The organism is Vibrio sp. 10N.247.311.51 (genome assembly GCF_041467855.1).
Taxonomy (GTDB): Bacteria; Pseudomonadota; Gammaproteobacteria; order Enterobacterales; family Vibrionaceae; genus Vibrio; species Vibrio coralliirubri.
Genome location: NZ_JBFSVK010000009.1, coordinates 102,653 through 118,593, shown reverse-complemented (window position 1 = coordinate 118,593; position 15,941 = coordinate 102,653). Strand labels below are relative to the sequence as shown.

The 15,941-nt window shown below is 45.2% G+C and carries 13 protein-coding genes; 5 read left to right on the top strand and 8 right to left on the bottom strand.

The window, feature by feature from the left end:
- The first annotated feature begins 41 nt into the window (after positions 1-41).
- Complete coding sequence (locus AB6E85_RS10755; protein ID WP_372142612.1) at positions 42-2,492, top strand: carboxypeptidase-like regulatory domain-containing protein; 2,451 nt, start codon at positions 42-44, stop codon at positions 2,490-2,492.
- A 15-nt stretch (positions 2,493-2,507) separates the two neighbouring features.
- Here AB6E85_RS10755 and AB6E85_RS10750 read toward each other — a convergent pair whose 3' ends face one another.
- Complete coding sequence (locus AB6E85_RS10750; RefSeq protein WP_372142610.1) at positions 2,508-3,356, bottom strand: sterol desaturase family protein; 849 nt, start codon at positions 3,354-3,356, stop codon at positions 2,508-2,510.
- An 87-nt stretch (positions 3,357-3,443) separates the two neighbouring features.
- Complete coding sequence (locus AB6E85_RS10745; RefSeq protein WP_372142608.1) at positions 3,444-4,457, bottom strand: DUF2804 domain-containing protein; 1,014 nt, start codon at positions 4,455-4,457, stop codon at positions 3,444-3,446.
- A 169-nt stretch (positions 4,458-4,626) separates the two neighbouring features.
- Here AB6E85_RS10745 and AB6E85_RS10740 point away from each other — a divergent pair, with 169 nt between their 5' ends.
- Positions 4,627-5,661: an AraC family transcriptional regulator gene (locus AB6E85_RS10740; RefSeq protein WP_372142607.1), complete on the top strand. Its 1,035-nt coding sequence runs from the start codon at positions 4,627-4,629 to the stop codon at positions 5,659-5,661.
- Between the two features lie 4 nt (positions 5,662-5,665).
- Here the strand turns inward: AB6E85_RS10740 and AB6E85_RS10735 are convergent, their stop codons facing one another.
- Together AB6E85_RS10735 and AB6E85_RS10730 are read right to left on the bottom strand one after the other, a co-directional pair.
- Positions 5,666-6,616 carry a chromosome partitioning protein ParA gene (locus AB6E85_RS10735; protein WP_372142687.1) on the bottom strand — a complete coding sequence of 317 codons (951 nt, stop codon included), beginning with the start codon at positions 6,614-6,616 and terminating at the stop codon, positions 5,666-5,668.
- A 39-nt stretch (positions 6,617-6,655) separates the two neighbouring features.
- Positions 6,656-7,990 (bottom strand): sphingomyelin phosphodiesterase, encoded by a 1,335-nt coding sequence (locus AB6E85_RS10730; protein WP_372142605.1) that lies wholly within the window; start codon positions 7,988-7,990, stop codon positions 6,656-6,658.
- Between the two features lie 415 nt (positions 7,991-8,405).
- Here AB6E85_RS10730 and AB6E85_RS10725 point away from each other — a divergent pair, with 415 nt between their 5' ends.
- The 3 genes from AB6E85_RS10725 to AB6E85_RS10715 all read left to right on the top strand — a co-directional run bounded on the left by AB6E85_RS10725 (position 8,406) and on the right by AB6E85_RS10715 (position 11,106).
- Positions 8,406-8,927: a DUF2058 domain-containing protein gene (locus tag AB6E85_RS10725; RefSeq protein WP_010441213.1), complete on the top strand. Its 522-nt coding sequence runs from the start codon at positions 8,406-8,408 to the stop codon at positions 8,925-8,927.
- 162 nt (positions 8,928-9,089) lie between these two features.
- Positions 9,090-9,845 carry a hypothetical protein gene (locus tag AB6E85_RS10720; RefSeq protein ID WP_017091883.1) on the top strand — a complete coding sequence of 252 codons (756 nt, stop codon included), beginning with the start codon at positions 9,090-9,092 and terminating at the stop codon, positions 9,843-9,845.
- A gap of 310 nt (positions 9,846-10,155) precedes the next feature.
- Entirely contained in the window at positions 10,156-11,106 is a 951-nt protein-coding gene (locus AB6E85_RS10715; protein ID WP_372142604.1) for a helix-turn-helix domain-containing protein, read from the top strand.
- A gap of 147 nt (positions 11,107-11,253) precedes the next feature.
- Here the strand turns inward: AB6E85_RS10715 and AB6E85_RS10710 are convergent, their stop codons facing one another.
- The 4 genes from AB6E85_RS10710 to AB6E85_RS10695 form a co-directional block, all read right to left on the bottom strand.
- Positions 11,254-12,810: an amidohydrolase family protein gene (locus tag AB6E85_RS10710; protein ID WP_372142603.1), complete on the bottom strand. Its 1,557-nt coding sequence runs from the start codon at positions 12,808-12,810 to the stop codon at positions 11,254-11,256.
- Positions 12,811-12,859: 49 nt separating this feature from the next.
- Complete coding sequence (locus tag AB6E85_RS10705; protein ID WP_372142602.1) at positions 12,860-13,510, bottom strand: DUF3299 domain-containing protein; 651 nt, start codon at positions 13,508-13,510, stop codon at positions 12,860-12,862.
- A gap of 330 nt (positions 13,511-13,840) precedes the next feature.
- The gene (locus AB6E85_RS10700; protein WP_017059142.1) at positions 13,841-14,062 is read right to left on the bottom strand and encodes a hypothetical protein; all 222 of its coding nucleotides are present in this window, start codon (positions 14,060-14,062) and stop codon (positions 13,841-13,843) included.
- Between the two features lie 218 nt (positions 14,063-14,280).
- The gene (locus AB6E85_RS10695) at positions 14,281-15,753 is read right to left on the bottom strand and encodes an aerolysin family beta-barrel pore-forming toxin (RefSeq protein WP_372142600.1); all 1,473 of its coding nucleotides are present in this window, start codon (positions 15,751-15,753) and stop codon (positions 14,281-14,283) included.
- Positions 15,754-15,941 lie beyond the last annotated feature (188 nt).

Genomic DNA, 15,941 nt, shown 5'->3' with positions numbered 1-15,941 from the left:
TTGCCAGTGATTGTGCGCTCAACTGAGTGACGACAAGATCCATGTTTCAACATTTGGCTTGTCGATTTGCCTTGCTTTGTTCACTGTTTCCATTTGTCGTTCTTTCGCAGTCAGAAGGGGAAAGTGAGGCGATTGAGCTTTATCCTGCTCATATCGAAGTTCGAGTAGGGCAAGTCGGTGATAGTTTCTATCGTGTCATGATGGATGATTACGAAGAGCCGTTTATTTCGATATCAAATGCCGCGTTTTCTCTGCTAGAGATGAATGGGCAGTGCGATGAGAACGGCTATTGCGAAATCTACTTGCCACAAGATGTAGGCAGAGAGTCACCTCCTTATATTGTTGACTCTGAGCAAGCGCTTTGTTTTCGCGATGACAACAATATCCAGTCGATCAAATTTGAAGTGATTGACTCAGAAACCTACATCCACTGGTACAGCTTACAAGCCTGTATCCCTGCCAAAATCCGATGGGACATTGATGACTATCGGCTAACCGTTTCCCCGGAATTCAGTTCGTTAACCGAGTTGGAAGCAGTGATCTCTAAGATCAAAAATGAATCCCGTAAGAAAGCCGAAGAATTGAAGCGTGCCAGTAATACTCCAGTTATAGAGCCACTTGCGACCGTGGGTTTGGCAACAAGAGTGGCGGCTTCTGTTTATCACGATAGTGAAACCGGCGGCGATGTTTACGCCATTTCCGACACTATCCTAAGCACCGAACATTCCTTATCTCGCTTGTCTATAGACTCACGAGAAGATAACCCCATCGTTTACTACAACATTGCGGTAGAAGCTCATGAAGGTGAAGGCTCTTTAGAAATAGGTCATGTGTTATTGGATGGCAGCGTTTTTACCGTCAATCAAACATTGGAAGACGGCCTTTATTACACTAATCGAAAGCGACAACCTGAGTTTGGTAACCTGCAATTAGAACGTACCACCCAGCCTAATATTAGTATTGATGTGTTGGTGAATGGCATCTATCAAACCACGTATCGCTCCGATGAATTTGGCCGTTTTGTTGTTGAAGAAGAGAACATCTCACCCGGTGACACCATCAAGTTTCGCTATTACTTATCGAAAGGTGTCTGGCAGGAAGAAGAGATCACCGTCGCTGGTTTAGAAGATGCATTTCTGCCACGCAACGAGTGGGGCGTGCAAGTGGTGGGCAATGAAGGTGCAGACCGAGCGGGTGCAGTCTCACTTGAATATGGACTTGCCGATTACTTCACCGTGGGTAGTGCCTTTATGAGGCAACATGGCAAAGACCTGATTGGCTTTCAAGGACGATATTTACCAGCGCACTGGCTTGCTGGTCATATCGGTTGGTTACCAGAGTTCAATCGTTTTCCAATGGAGTTTGATATCCTGATCAACGGTGACCAGTCGGCATCGATAGAGCTCAATAAAACCGATGAATTGGACTTAGAGTCAATGGAATACGATGTGTTCAAATATAACTTGTCGCTTGCAAACCTAACAGCCTTTTTGACGGTGAGAGATGATGACGACGAATTGAGCGTTGAACCTAAGCTTAACTCGAAAGTGGCTCGTAATCTGTTTGTTTCATACGCTGGCGACTATCGATATACCAAAGCTTCTCATCAAGATGACTATCTACATACGATTGGCTTGGCCAAAAGCGGGTTTTCGGATACATCGTGGAATATATCTGGAACTGTTGATGGCTCTGGTCATCATGAACGAACAGAATTATCCCTAAGGAATGCCTGTAAAGAGTGTCTGTTAGATCCGTTGGAGGTTTTTCAAGAACTCACGACCAACGTATCGGCTCGCTATCAAAAGCAGGAGATTTCGTTTACGGCTTCTTTGGAAGCTCGAGTGAATCCTTATTTGCTCTTTAAGCTAGAAGGAACTGAAGACCGATACGGTGTCGAGATGACAACCGAATTTGGCGCGAAGACTTACTTTGATGAAAGCATTGGTGAGTTTGTTGAGTGGAATCGATACAACCATTCTAAGCTGACGGGCATTGTCTACGATCACCACAAACAACCCATACAAGGCGTAAGCCTACAAATCTTGGACCAACGAGCGGTCAGTGATACAAAAGGCCGATTTGAATTCTCAAGTGTTCCGGCTCGAGATAATCTGCCTATCTATATTGATGAAGGGGCACTCGACCTTAACCTTACGCCGATTCAAAACCCCGTATTTGTAAATACTAAACAGGTAGGACTAACTCATGCTCATATCGAAATGGTGGTGTCATTTGGCGTCGATGGCATGGTAGAAGGTGACCTAGAAAACAGTGCTTATCTGCACTTTAAACATATCCAGAAAGGCACCGAGTATTCGAGCGAGATTGAGAGTGATGGCTTTTACATGGTAGAGGGGCTCATCGCGGGCAAATACATTGTGACTTTAGACATGGGAGACAAGCGATACGTGCAAGGTGCCGACTTGGACGGCGATTTCTGGGTAAGCGACCTCACATTCAACCTCATTGATTTTCATAAGGTGTACTAGACCCGATCGCTTTGATTAATCCGAGGGAGGTGAGAGTATCAACTGGATTTTCTGCTTCATGGTTAACTCTCGGTTCCTCAAATCTTTGAATATGGCCTTCCATTCTTGAAAGGTGACCACTATCGGGTTAAAACTGTTTACGGGTTTGGTGACGCCGTAACGCACGGTTTCAATTTCAGGTTCGAACGTACCAAACAACTTATCCCAAATGATCAAAACACCTGCGTAGTTCTTATCGATGTATTGCGGGTTTTTGCCGTGATGTACTCGATGATGCGAAGGGGTATTAAAGATGTATTCAAGTGGCCCCAAGCTTCGTATCCATTGTGTATGGACAAAGAACTGCAAACCTAGATTGAGAAGCACCACAAAGATGACCCACTTAGGGTCAAAACCTATGATGACCAACGGTACCCAGAAAAGCCACATCCCAGCAAGTGGATACATTAAGCTTTGACGGAAAGCCGTACTGAAGTTCATGCTTTCTGAACTATGGTGTGCCACGTGTGCTGCCCACATCCAGCGAACACGATGGCTTGCTCTATGGAACCAGTAATAGCAAAAGTCTTGCAACACCATCAATACAACAAAGCTCAGCACGCCCATTTCAATGTCCATTAAGCGCCAACCAAACATCCAAAGATACAGCTGTACGACCAATAACCCAGTGAGCAAATCGGAGAGTTGATGCATTCCTGCCAGCGTGAAGTTACATATTACTTCTGAAAGTTTATAGCTCGAGTTATCTGGCAATCGACCTTGCTTCTGACCGATAAAATACTCAGCCAACATGCACACCATGAACAAGGGCGCTAATACCAACAGTAGCCATTCTGGGTGATTGATTAATGCGTCGATATTCATGTTTTATCCTTGTTGAGACGCCATACGCGTTCTTAGTATCAAGTTTACTTAGACTTGCTCGCCTGAGATTCAACCAGCAGAATTACGTTACCAGCAAGCAAAGTGATCTTCTGTTAGGCCAAGAACACCATCGAGTTGATGTGTCACTCCATTGTTGTCTTCAACCGAGCCAGAAAAGTGACCAACGAACTGACGGAAGTTACTTTTTAACAGCCATAAATTGAGCTTTTCGCTGCGATTATTTAAGGGCGTAAAGGTCAGGTTTATACGTCCATCTTGTGATGTTATCTGCCAAGGTAAATTCGTATCTTGGCGATTAAACGCAAACTGTACCGGGTTAAGTAAGTGCCGAGTTCCATTGATCCATAATACGTTCTCGCAGCCTCCCGTTTCATTGACGCCTGCTGCGAGGTTCAAGCCAATATCAGTACCATTGGATTGCGTGTTAATGCTTGCCCAGCGCCAACTGGTCTCGCGCCTCATGTAACCCGCAGAAAAGTCATAACCGGCACGAGCTTGAGTGAGATCGAGTGATTCTCCTTTGATTTGAATGTCGCCGCTGATGCGCAAAGCATTGTGCTTTTGGGTGTAAGTCCAACCTGAATAACCCGTTGGGCTGCACATCGCCATGGGCAAGCTGTCGGTTTCAGGCTCTAAAGCGATATCGGCCTTTATGAGTTTGGTATTCAAGTGAACTCGCCATTGTCCGTCTTCAATATCAAAGGTGATACTTTGATCTGCAATGCTTGTATTTCCTTCAAATGGTGAAGGCGTTACATGCTTATCAAACCCTAATGGCCTCAACCAAGATGACTCTTGCAGATGGTTGTTTTCTATGTTGTACAGATAACAAAATGCCGAGCCCAAGTAGCGAATATCCGCGATAGCGACACCAATAATATGTGTGTCGGTGACGATACTGACAAACTGGAATTGTTTGTAGTGGAAGTGCTTCTGCCAAGAGTTTGCTTTTGAATCCATCGAGTTTCGGTAGTCAAAGTTCTCGATGTTCAGGTGTTTAGGGATGCCATCGAAATGTCCAATGGTCGGCTGACCATTAGAATCAATCAAACTGTGTGGGGCTGGGTTTGTTTTTATCATTGCGAACGTTCACATTATTTTAACAACTAAAGCCATTGTGCGATGAGACGCGTAGAATTGGGAGGTCATATTCGGACAAGAGCGCGTTACCAATCACGATTTTGTGAGTAGTGTTGTTGAAGCTGAGTAGTCATGTTGATGGGAATGGGCTCGATATAAGGAGAGACGATTGGAGATTATCGCGGAGTATAAGCCGACCGGGCATCGGCATCAGTTGGGTACATTAGATATCGCTCTGCTGTTGAATACGCTAGAGCAACGAGGTCTCGATATTGAAAGGCTACTCAATGATGTGGGTTTACCGAACATGGATTGGCGAGACCCGAATGGAAAGCTGACTTACGCTGACAAGCTTTCGTTGTTTAGCGCGGCTAATCAGAGTTTTCCTCACGATGGCTTGGGGCTTTGGTTAGGAGAGCACGCTAGCTTGAGCCACTTTGGTGTGTTGGGTTATGCGCTATCGACCAGTCAAAATGTCGGGGAGGCCATCAAGTCGGGCTTCAAGTATTTGCGCCTGAATGGGCCTATCTTCTCGGTTAAATTGTTTCTAGATTCCGAGCAAGCAGTGATTCAGATTGAGAACACCTTGGAAGTGGGCAATCTGCTCCCTTTCTGCAGTGAGTATTTCTTAAGTTCAATCGTCTCTTTGTTCAAAGAGCTGAATGGTCATGAATTGGATATTCACACTTTGGGTTTGCCTTATGCTCGTCCCAATTACGCCAAGCTCTATGACGACCGTTTCCAGTGCCCTGTAGTTTTTGAGCAGAGCCATTGTGAACTGCGTTTTGATGTATCGGTTTTGTCGCAAACCTTATTGACTCATGATGCAGCGACACTGAAGCGCTATCTTGCGTCTTGCCAGTCGATAGTCGAAACGTTGGACTCTGAGCATCTACTGACTAACCAGATCAAAACGATCTTTTATCAAACTGCAGGCAGCTTTCCGACTATAGAACAACTCGCGGATGAGTTTGGTTGTAGCTCTCGTACACTCAGGCGAGAACTGGTTACTCATGAATCCAGTTATCAAGTCTTGCTTACCGAAGTTAGAGTGGAATTAGCCAAAGAATTGTTGCTCGGCACAACCATGAGTATTGACGATATCGGTGAAAGGCTCGGTTATAGCGACCCTGCAAACTTCAGAAGGGCGTTTAAAGGTTGGCTCAATAAAACGCCCGCGCAGTTTCGGGATGGCTTAAGTTAAGGCGTTACTTGCTAAAAAACTGCTCCCTGAAATTGGTGACTTGCTGCTGATAATAACTGTCCCAATCTTGTTGAGTCCAAGTGGCATAACTTGAGGAGCGCTGAGAGCCTAAGGTCGCTTTGAGCTGATCCAGTTGCTCGTGATAACTCATCACGGTTTGTTGCTGTTGTGCGACTTGTTGTTCTCGCGCGGCAATGTTGCTGGCCTGCGCTTCATCTAAGTAGGCATCTTGGAGGTCGGCTTTGACTGATGCTACTTCAGCAGGGCTATAGCTGCTGGGTATCAAAGAGACTGCCAGTTCATATTTTTGAAGCTGCGTTCCGGCGTTTAACGTGCCCGTATTGTTTTGCCATTCACTAAGCAAATCTTGATAGTTGGCCAAAAACTGGTTTGAATCGTTCTCTTCAAGGGTGTTGGCGTCAAGCGTAAAATCCAGATGAGCAAACTGGTCAGCGAATAGCTGGTGGGTCAACTCTCCCCATACTTGCTGTGCAGATTGTTTGAATAGGGCAACACGCTCTTCAAGTGCCTCTATGGATTCTAGTGGGATAGTGCTTTGGGTTAATTGCCAGTCGGCTGATAGCTTCGGATAGTCGCTCAGTAATTCAAACCATATACTCGGCAATTCTGATTTCAGTAGTGCTAGTTGCTCTGCGCAGTCCTCACGCTGTTGGCAAAGCTTCCAGAACTCATCGAGTTCATCGAACAAAACCTTGCCTTCAAGCTCAGTCAAGTTTTCAGCATACGTTTCCCCGCCCGATGATACAGCTTCGGCTTGTTTGTTCTGTGATGCTGAATTTCCCGAACTGGCGGTTGCAGTTGGTGTGAAATTATCGTCAGCAGTTGTCGCAGAAACACGCGGCTTAGGTCCTGTGTGTTGAGCAGAAGATAGCGGTGTTTCAGTGGATTTTGATGACCACGAATAGCCAACAATGCTCGCCGTTAAGACGAGCATTAGGATTAATATAACTCGATGCATTATTGATTCACCGAGTTACTTAATCACGGCGCTAACAGGGAAGTGGTCTGAAAGGTTGTAGTGCTTCCATAACTCACTGCTTGTTGATCTTGGAACATCCACGCGATTGTCGTTATGCGCTTTAGCGGCATACTCTGAGCTCACTACCACATAATCGAGATACTCAACGTTTTCACCACCCGACATAGGTTCGCCCGCAAAGTTGTTGATGCGTGGATCAAAGGTAGACGCGGTGTAACCTGAATATTGTGGTTCATCAGCCTGCAGGTTAGCGAACATCTGTTGGTAGTCGCCTGGGAACTTGAGCTTGTTCACGTTGAAGTCACCGCTATAAACTACAGTTTCTGATGCTGGGATATTCAAAGACTGCGCCAGTGCACGCATCTGCTTGAATTGACGTTGTCGGTAATCACGAGCGGTGTCCGTATCAAACGATGCCGTGTGGGTGCCGAATACATGGTAAGCCTGACCATTCTTGATAACTTCCGCGTAGTTAACACCTTTATCAGCAAAGCAATCTGTGCCCGTGCAATCAGGGAAAACATACTGAGCTTCGTTAACGATAGGGTAGCGGCTGACAATGATTACACCGCCGTCATAGATGTTGATCCCATTTTTATCGAGCATTTTGGTTTGATACGGATACTCCTTCGCAAGTTCACGCAAGAACTCATCTCTGCCGTTGGCAAACACCTCTTGAAGCGCCAACACATCGTAGCCCTTTACGTATTGAGGAATCAGATCGTAGCGGTCACCAATATGCGACGCGATAGCAGGCAGCGCCCAGATGTTGTAAGTCATGACTTTCAGTGTATTGGCATCCGGCTCTGGTTGCTCATCCACTTTTGGCGGGGTGATGGTGTAATAAATATCATCATAGCGCGCCGTAGAATCGGCTTTAAGTGCTAGCTCTGCATTGACCCCGAATGCATCGGTGGTGTTGCGATGAATATTACGATCGTCATGCAACGTTAGGTTGACGTCTGCGGCACTCAAACCATGTTGCAGTGTCGAGTTATACCAATGTCCCTCCATGGTTTGGTTGAGCGTGACACTCTCACCCACAGCGTTTGATACCACAGTGTCAAACTCATAGGTCTCCCCAGATTTCACACCAGTCCAGCGGTTGAAACTGATCAGCTTCTTCGTTTCCCAAGGGCCAATCTGTTCAACATGCTGTTGCCACTCATCACCGAGTTGAAGTAGGTCGGTACCGGTGTGGTTGGCTTGAATGGTCATCACTTGATTGGTGTTATTGGTGAGATAAACGTCGGTGTCTGCGATCGCAGAGGTCGAAGCGATTGATGTGGATGCCACAAGTGCAGCTAACCAAGTCCATTGAGTTTTCATCGTTTACGTTATCCTTATTGATTGATGTCTAGAATAACGTAGTCAAGACTTATGACATTGGAGTTATAACTCTATGGCATTTATTCAAATATGAGATATATGCCAAGGTTTTATAAAATTGATTAACCATTGAAAATTAACATATTGTCTTGTTGGAATAATAAATGGTACGCGCGCGAATAATAGAGTCAGATAATGGTTTCGAGTCGGTAGAACACCCAATGTTGGCGTGCTTAAGTGAAAACTGTGTGTCGCGGTAAAGTGGAGGTTGTGAGCAACAAGAAGGGAATATGGCGACAGCTTAGAGCTATCAGCATAAATTTTGCGATTGTTCTGCAATTTACTCTTGTTCAGTAAACAGAAACCTTAAAAACAGGTATGATAGTGCCGTTTTTAATCCTGAACTGGGAAAGTCATGGCAAAGTTAACACTCCAAGAGCAGATGCTTAAAGCTGGCTTGGTAAATGAGAAAAAATTAAAGAAGGCGAAGAAAGGCTCTAAAAAGTCTCGCGTTCAGTCTCGTGAAGCAAAAGCGGCAGCTGAAGAAACTAAACTGGCGCAGCAAGCGAAAGACAAAGAGCTAAACCAACAGTTGAAAGAACAACAGTTGAGCAAAGAAATTAAAGCTCAAGTGAAGCAACTGATTGAGATGAACAAGATCGAACAGAAGAACGGTGAGATCAAATACAACTTCACCGACGGTACGCTAGTTAAATATCTTTACGTAGAAGAGCTGACTCAAAAGCAACTAAGTAAAGGCATTCTAAGTATTGCTCGTCAAGGCGAGAGCTATGTTGTTATTCCAACAGCAGTAGCGAACAAGATTGCTATGCGCGACGAAGAATCTATCGTTGATACGCAGGCAGGTAGCACAGACGAAGTAGACGAAGATGACCCGTACAAAGACTTTGTGATCCCAGATGATCTAATGTGGTAATCCGTTTTACCTAGCTCCATTCTAATGGCTAGCTAAGTTTACAGGATCTAAGAATGCAGCGAACAATCACTCGATTGGCGCTGCATTTTTTTTGGCGCAAAATGACCTTAATAAACTTAGGCAAACCTCTATAGTTCGTCCCCTTAATACGGGAGAACACACATGAAAAAACGCACCAAAATTGCTTTCGCAACCACTCTGTTTTGCGCTGGCATCACTTTAGCTCACGCACAAGATTCTAATGAAGAAGTGATTGATCCTTCCAACCTGACCGCCGTGAATACATCCGCTTACCTAGGCTTTAGTAACCAAGGCGACGTGAAACTGTCGGGCTCTATTGGCTATGGTTTACAAAACGGTCAAATGGCGATGGGTACCATCGAAGGCACCATGGACCAAGACGGAAAATACAAAGACAGCCGACTGCAATATTTCCATGTTATGAATTTCGCTAACCCTGTTATGCCGTCAGCGGCGGGCTCGATTGATATCATCGACAATACTCAGTTCACGACTGCAGCGTTGGGCGGAGTCGTGATGATCAAACCGGACGTAGAAAACCTAACTCTGTTCGGTCGAGTGGGCGTACTAGCGGGTGATTATGACAGTGATTTTGCATCTTCGATGGGTGAAAAAAAGACCGACATACTCGGTGGTATGGCTGCGGCGTATATCTCATGGAAGCCGGGTGCTGATGGCACGTACTTCATGCTTTCACCTGAATACACCTACATGGATGGTGACATTGAAACCTCATTACTGAAAAGCTCAATAACGGCGGGCACGCCTTTGTCGAGCGATGGTACTCGTTGGGGGCAATTTAAGATTGAAAACACCAATGGCAGCATGAAATCTGCATCGAAAAAAATCGATATTGATGACACGGTAGCATGGGTTTTCTATAAGGTTTACTTCTAGAACCTACACCTATTCAACGATTAAAGATCCCGAAGCACGGAGGCTTCATTCAATTTCAGCGTCTCGCCTTACTCTTTCACTTTCCGCAAACTGTTTTAATATCACCCCTTGTACGCTTCTTCCATCCCACAACTACAACCATTCAATCAAAGCTCTACGCCAGCACGTTTACTTTGTTCTTATCACTTGCCGTGTTTTTTCGAAGCGTACTTTTTCGCAGCGTACTCCTTAATGTTTCGGTAACAGTTCACATCGAAAAACAATTAACGCTATAGTCGTTAATAGATAGTCTCTAAGGTTTAATCGCTTAATGCAGAATCCTATTAATATCAGTAATTCAAACAACCTTGCTCCCTTTTTAACTTACTTTGAACAAAAGGGGATTGAGTGGCGAAAAATTGCGGCTGAATACGACTTCCCTGAAGATATTGAAGACCGAGAGTATTGGTTGTCTTCTCATCAAGCGATGGCTTTTCTCGGTGCAATGGTCAAACAAACCAACAAGAATGTTGGGTTTGATGTGGGGCGGTTAATCACGCTTGACCAAATCTCGCCTGAGTTAGTCTCTGAGTTTTCAGGATGTGAAAACTTAGAACATGCACTTCATCATCTGCTTGACATGATGCCGACGTTAAACAACTACATGGTGGTTTGGGTCGATAAAATCGATGGCAAGTGGTACTTGTGTCACCGAGGCTCATATCACCCTTCGTTACCCGGTTATGACCAAGCAGAATGGTTTCGAACCTTTGCTTTTATTTCGTTGTGTCGCATGTTCTTGGGCAATCATTGGGAACCTAACTCGGTGTTTATGAGTTTTCCTGACCATTTGGCGAGAGACGTTACCAATGCTGCCAATCTAGACGCGTTCCATTTCGATCATGCATTTGGTGCCATTGAAGTACCGTTGTCAGCGGATTTTGTCCCAGTAGATAAGCCAATAGACAGTGATTGGTTGACGGTAATTAATGCATTGGTACAAACCTACGCGGTTCTACCGTGGTTTAATATTCAATGGCTTGCCTCATTGATTGGAACTTCGTCGCGTTCTCTACAAAGGCAGTTCACCGAGCATGGTTGCACATTTCGTGGCTTGCGAGATGAGGCTCGTTGTCAGGTGGCGAAGCGGTTGCTTGAAGCCAACACATCACCTTTTGAGACAGCATGGCGATGTGGCTATAGCGACTTATCTAACTTTAACCGAGCATTCAAAGGGTGGTTGGGCAAAACGCCGGCGCAATATCAAAAACAAAGCGGCTAATTAAGGTATGTTTTAACGGATAAACAAAAAGCCAGCCCTTGCAGTTACTAGATGTAAGTTGGAGGGGGCTGGCTTTATTTTGATTTGATCTACTTTTGACTTAATCTAACTTTGAGTTTTTATCTAATCTCTAACGCTCGAATGACCTTACTTCTGAGTGTCACGACGTATAGCTTGTCCTGGTGCTGCAGTGGTTACAAGCTCACCATCTTGAACCACAAACTGACCGTTAACTAACACGGTATCAATGCCTGTCGAAATCGCGGCCGGTACTTGGTATGTCGCTTTGTTCGCGACCGTTTTCGGGTCAAAGATAACGATGTCTGCATCCATACCCACTTGGATACGGCCTTTTTTCTCCATTTGAGGAACGAAGCCATCAAGCACAGTAGCAGGCATGTAACTCATTTTGCGAATCGCTTCTTCCATAGAAAGCAAACCACGCTCTCTTACGTACGTACCTAAGATCTTAGTGAACGTACCACTCGATCTAGGGTGTGCAAATGCCTCGCTTGGAATTGGCCACTCATCACCTTCGTAATAGCTTACCTTGCCATCTTCGATCAACATCCAAGGCATGGAGTCTGATTCAATCAACACATTGGGATGGATGATTGACTTATCCAGTGCAGACAACTCACTAGGGACCGCTTCATCTAAGAAGTGCCAGTTAATGATTGAGCCCGGTTGTTCTTTCTGTGCTTTGAGAAGCTCTTCGTTATTTAGGCGTTCGGTACCCATTTGGATACTTTCTTCTTGATAGCCTAAACGTTCTTTCCATTCTGGCCCGCTAAACATCGCCGCGCCAACCACCGTACTTGCTGCCCCCCATGGGTAAGCGCCGGCTGTAACATGGAAACCGTTCTCGGTTGCTTCATCGAACAGTTCTAATGTCGCGTCAATATCGCGCAGTGAAGTACTGTTGATGTGGTTGATGTGCATCTTTGCGCCAGTCAGTGCAGAGTTCGCAATCAGCTCTTGAATAGCTTCAAAGCTGCTTCCTGGTTCCATCATGCTGGCATAACGAACGTGCGTGTAAGTCGCAACGTCGCGCTCTGCTGCAAGTTTAGAAAGGGCATAATATTCCTTCTGGCCATAGCCCGGCGCATAACCCGCATTGATACCAATCCCGATTGCACCTTCGTCTAAGCCTTGCTCAACGTATGCCATGATCTTTTCTCGCTGCTCTGGTGTCGCGATTTTCTGCTTCCAGTTGTCGAGCCCTTGCATGCTTTGAAAGTACTGCAAATTAGCTTGTGGCTCACTGTCGGTGAACGTTGCGATACGAGCAAATGTCCACGCTGCTGATGCGCCATAGTTAATCGGTAGGTTCTTTTCTGCCTGTCCTTTGTACCAGTCACCGATAGGCAAAATACCTGATTCTAATTCAAGGGCGGTGGTCACACCTTGTTGTGCCTGCATACGATAGCCAGCAATGTTTTGACCATGGTGATGGAGGTCGATGAAACCTGGAGAGACAATGTGATCGTTCGCATCAATGATGGTTTTACCCGTGATTGAATCTTTAGTGATCGCTTCAATGGTGCCTTTGTTGATACCAATATTTCGTACATCACTCAAACCTGTCTCTGGGTCGATAACATGACCACCTTGAATGACGACATCGTAGCTTTCTGCGTAAACATTAGCTGCTGACGCAATTAAAACGATGGGTAACGCAACAGAGCGAATGGATGATTTCATGACTGCTTTCCTATTGAAAATAAATACGTTATTGAAAGTTGGCGAATTACTAAGGGTAATTGACTTTATGCGCCGCCATTGAGTAACCCGTGCTGATCACTTCGGTTCCATCAATGAATGAGATAGGTAGATCTTGTTCAAAGGTTGCGATATCTCCCGACACCATAACGACTCTGTAAAGATCCTGAAGTGGGAATCCTTCATCAATATCGACAATAATGGTCTGATTTGCCGGTGGCGGCGGGGTATGGATACACGCGCCTGCGATGGGTACCAAAAGAAACTTCGTCGTTAACATGCCGTCCATTTCAAGCGGGACAACGAAACCCGGAATAGTCACATCGTTCAGTTCGAGGTCAGTGTTGACCGTTGTTAAGCGAATGTGTTCTACCTCCAGTGCTTCTTCTCTCAGTGCCAGCAGTTCATCAGCGTCATAACCAGATTCATTTAATGCGAGCTTGCTTGCTTCGTATTGCTCTGTCTCTTCAGAGTTCATCTCGCGCTTGAGGCTCGTTTTCTGATAGTTCAAAACGGCAAATAAGTTAGAGACTTGATCTTGATTCAACGCGGGTACCGCGACTTCTTTTGTTGGCGGCGGAATCAGGTCTTCCCACATCACCATGGTTGACGACATAGCACTAAAGCTAAGCAGTAAACCTGGTAACAGAGTCGTAAAGAGTGAACTAAATCGAAATAGCATCTGATGGATTCTCCAGCGTTGTCGTAGGGTCGTTCGCAATGTCTCAGCTATTCGCTATCAATCTAAACGAATAGTAAGTAACGAAGCTTTGTCAAATCCTATTGATTTGCTCTCCGTAATTCGTGCTGTGAATAATATCAACCGCTGAAAATACAGATAGGTCACTTTGCGCCAAGAGGGGATGGGCATTCTGATAGGAGGAAGAGGGATTATTGAAGAATAAAAAGGGCGTAATAAATGAAAAGCCCTGATGCGCTTTTAACTAGAAAGAGCATCAGGGCTTGTTTGCATTTGAACAGGAATTGAGACTGATTGACGTTCGTTCGCTAGCTAATGTTCTGACATGCCGTAAACAAGGCTATCATTGGCACTTGCATGATCGATAAAATCGGTATTGGCGCGCTGTTCGTGTTGGTCATAGCCATCGAAGTAACAGTCGCCAATTTCATTGCGCGGGCAAACGTGAATATGGTCTTTGATGACCAGTTCGGTAGAACAACATGGGCAGTGTTTTACATGTCCAGTGAGTACCGTAGATCGATTTGGTTTCATACATCCTCCTGATAGGCACTGTAATCTGATTGCCTATTTGCATCCTAAGTTACGCAAATTAGTGTGTCGTTATGATTTCATTTTTAAGTCAATGAAAAACGATTCAGAAAGTGAATACTTAGCGGCTAATGCAGATGTATGACTGAGAGAATGTAAGACGAATCAAGCCCAGAGCAGACGCAATGGGCTTGGAATAACAGCTGACACTTTCTATGACGTTATTGCTGTATTGGGGTAAGCGTTAGCTGAGCGCTGTTATAACCCAGTTGCGCTAGAGCCGCAGGGTCGAAGTCAGTCAGAACCTTGATGTCACCCGCGTAGTAGGTTGTGTAATCGCCTGAAGGTGTCATGGCGTTAAATGAATCAATAGAGTGCTCGGTACCAATGTCTATCATTCCAGAGTATTGTGACTCCGCACTAAACTGGCCTGAAACATAGGTGTAGAAAGGACGCACACTGGCACCTGCGGCGTACTGCATGCTACTCAAGCCATTGGTGTTGATTGCCCAGCTCCAATCCCACCATTTCATCTCTCCAGGAATATAACGGTGATCCCATTGGTAGCGGATATTGGCTTGATCTTCGCTGGTGGTTCCCATGGTAAAGGTGTGAGAGGCCGTCGGGCGGTTTGTTGGGTGTGAGCTTAGCGCATTGCCGCTATAACGAAGGAAACCTGTGAAGTTCACGTCGTAACTCATGTTGGTTTTGATACGGTATGGGTAAGTGATGGTAGAGCGTAAAAACTCGACTTGAAAAGGAAGTACTGAATGAGCAGGCACAGTAATGATGGCTTGCAGTTTTGTTGGTTCAAAACGAGCACCACTGTTGGTATCGGAGAAACGTTGGCCATCTTCTAGCGCGACTCTTACCTCTGTTTTTCCAACTTGTGGCCAGTGAAAGGTCTCATCAATGGCGACTGAATCAGCAAGTTCGAAGCGCTGTGTTTTACTCCATTGTGTGGATTGCTCAAAATGAAGGTCAACGACGACTTGTTTAGGCTGATCGCCATCATTGATTGCATAAGCCGAGACGGTTTCAATCAGCTCTTGGTCGGTCTCTGTTATGGAACCGTGTAAAAACGATGTGTTATCGAGTGTATAAGCGAAGTTATCAACAGTGATGCTTGTCTTCTCATTACAGCGATCACCGGCACAGCTTCCATCGTTATTGCCTTTAATCTCCCAACCATTGTTTAGCGGTTTTATTGCCATATCTTGGCCGACATAACGCGCGTTATCGCCTCCAACCCAAGCGTAACCCAGGTTATGGGCTAAGTAACTCAGTGGTCTGATAAAGTTTGTGTTGTCGCTGACTAAGGCGCGTTGAACATCAAGGTTATTGTTCGTTTCGATGGCTTGCGCTTCGTAGTAAGGCAGGCCTGCGTCTGGGGTATTTGGGTAGCACCAAGTATTGTCGCTGGGTTGTCCTTGTTTGATGAGCCCGTGGTAGCCAGACCCCATGATCACCCAGTCATTTTTAAGGCCAGCAATGTCCCACACATTCATGCGAGACAGTAGGGCGGTTTTGTGTTCTTGCGCTTCTGTATTACTGAGCGGACGATAATCGGAACGGCAAATATCTTCACCGAGGTTATCCAATACGATTTGGTCTGAATATATCTTGGCATGAGTGGCAAAAGAGATGAAACAGAGGGCAGAGCTAAATAGAACGGTTTTACTGACGTTAAGCATGAATAAGTTCCTAAATGCCATTATTTGGCTATTTTTATTAGAATCGAGTTATTAGATTTTATTGATATTATTTAAAGCCGAGGGACTCTAGCGGGGTGTACTTTGTCATATAAAACAATGCCAAAAATACTGAAATGAATTGAAAATAAATACTTATAGATATCAGGAGGTTGTACTGATCAACTTGT

Excerpts from the sequence above, each read along its gene's own strand:
- AB6E85_RS10750 (WP_372142610.1), bottom strand. The coding sequence starts at position 3,356 with ATGAATATCGACGCATTAATCAATCACCCAGAATGGCTACTGTTGGTA.
- AB6E85_RS10725 (WP_010441213.1), top strand. The coding sequence starts at position 8,406 with ATGGCAAAGTTAACACTCCAAGAGCAGATGCTTAAAGCTGGCTTGGTA.
- AB6E85_RS10695 (WP_372142600.1), bottom strand. The coding sequence starts at position 15,753 with ATGCTTAACGTCAGTAAAACCGTTCTATTTAGCTCTGCCCTCTGTTTC.
- AB6E85_RS10745 (WP_372142608.1), bottom strand. The coding sequence starts at position 4,457 with ATGATAAAAACAAACCCAGCCCCACACAGTTTGATTGATTCTAATGGT.
- AB6E85_RS10755 (WP_372142612.1), top strand. The coding sequence starts at position 42 with ATGTTTCAACATTTGGCTTGTCGATTTGCCTTGCTTTGTTCACTGTTT.
- AB6E85_RS10715 (WP_372142604.1), top strand. The coding sequence starts at position 10,156 with ATGCAGAATCCTATTAATATCAGTAATTCAAACAACCTTGCTCCCTTT.
- AB6E85_RS10710 (WP_372142603.1), bottom strand. The coding sequence starts at position 12,810 with ATGAAATCATCCATTCGCTCTGTTGCGTTACCCATCGTTTTAATTGCG.
- AB6E85_RS10720 (WP_017091883.1), top strand. The coding sequence starts at position 9,090 with ATGAAAAAACGCACCAAAATTGCTTTCGCAACCACTCTGTTTTGCGCT.
- AB6E85_RS10730 (WP_372142605.1), bottom strand. The coding sequence starts at position 7,990 with ATGAAAACTCAATGGACTTGGTTAGCTGCACTTGTGGCATCCACATCA.
- AB6E85_RS10735 (WP_372142687.1), bottom strand. The coding sequence starts at position 6,616 with ATGCTCGTCTTAACGGCGAGCATTGTTGGCTATTCGTGGTCATCAAAA.
- AB6E85_RS10705 (WP_372142602.1), bottom strand. The coding sequence starts at position 13,510 with ATGCTATTTCGATTTAGTTCACTCTTTACGACTCTGTTACCAGGTTTA.
- AB6E85_RS10700 (WP_017059142.1), bottom strand. The coding sequence starts at position 14,062 with ATGAAACCAAATCGATCTACGGTACTCACTGGACATGTAAAACACTGC.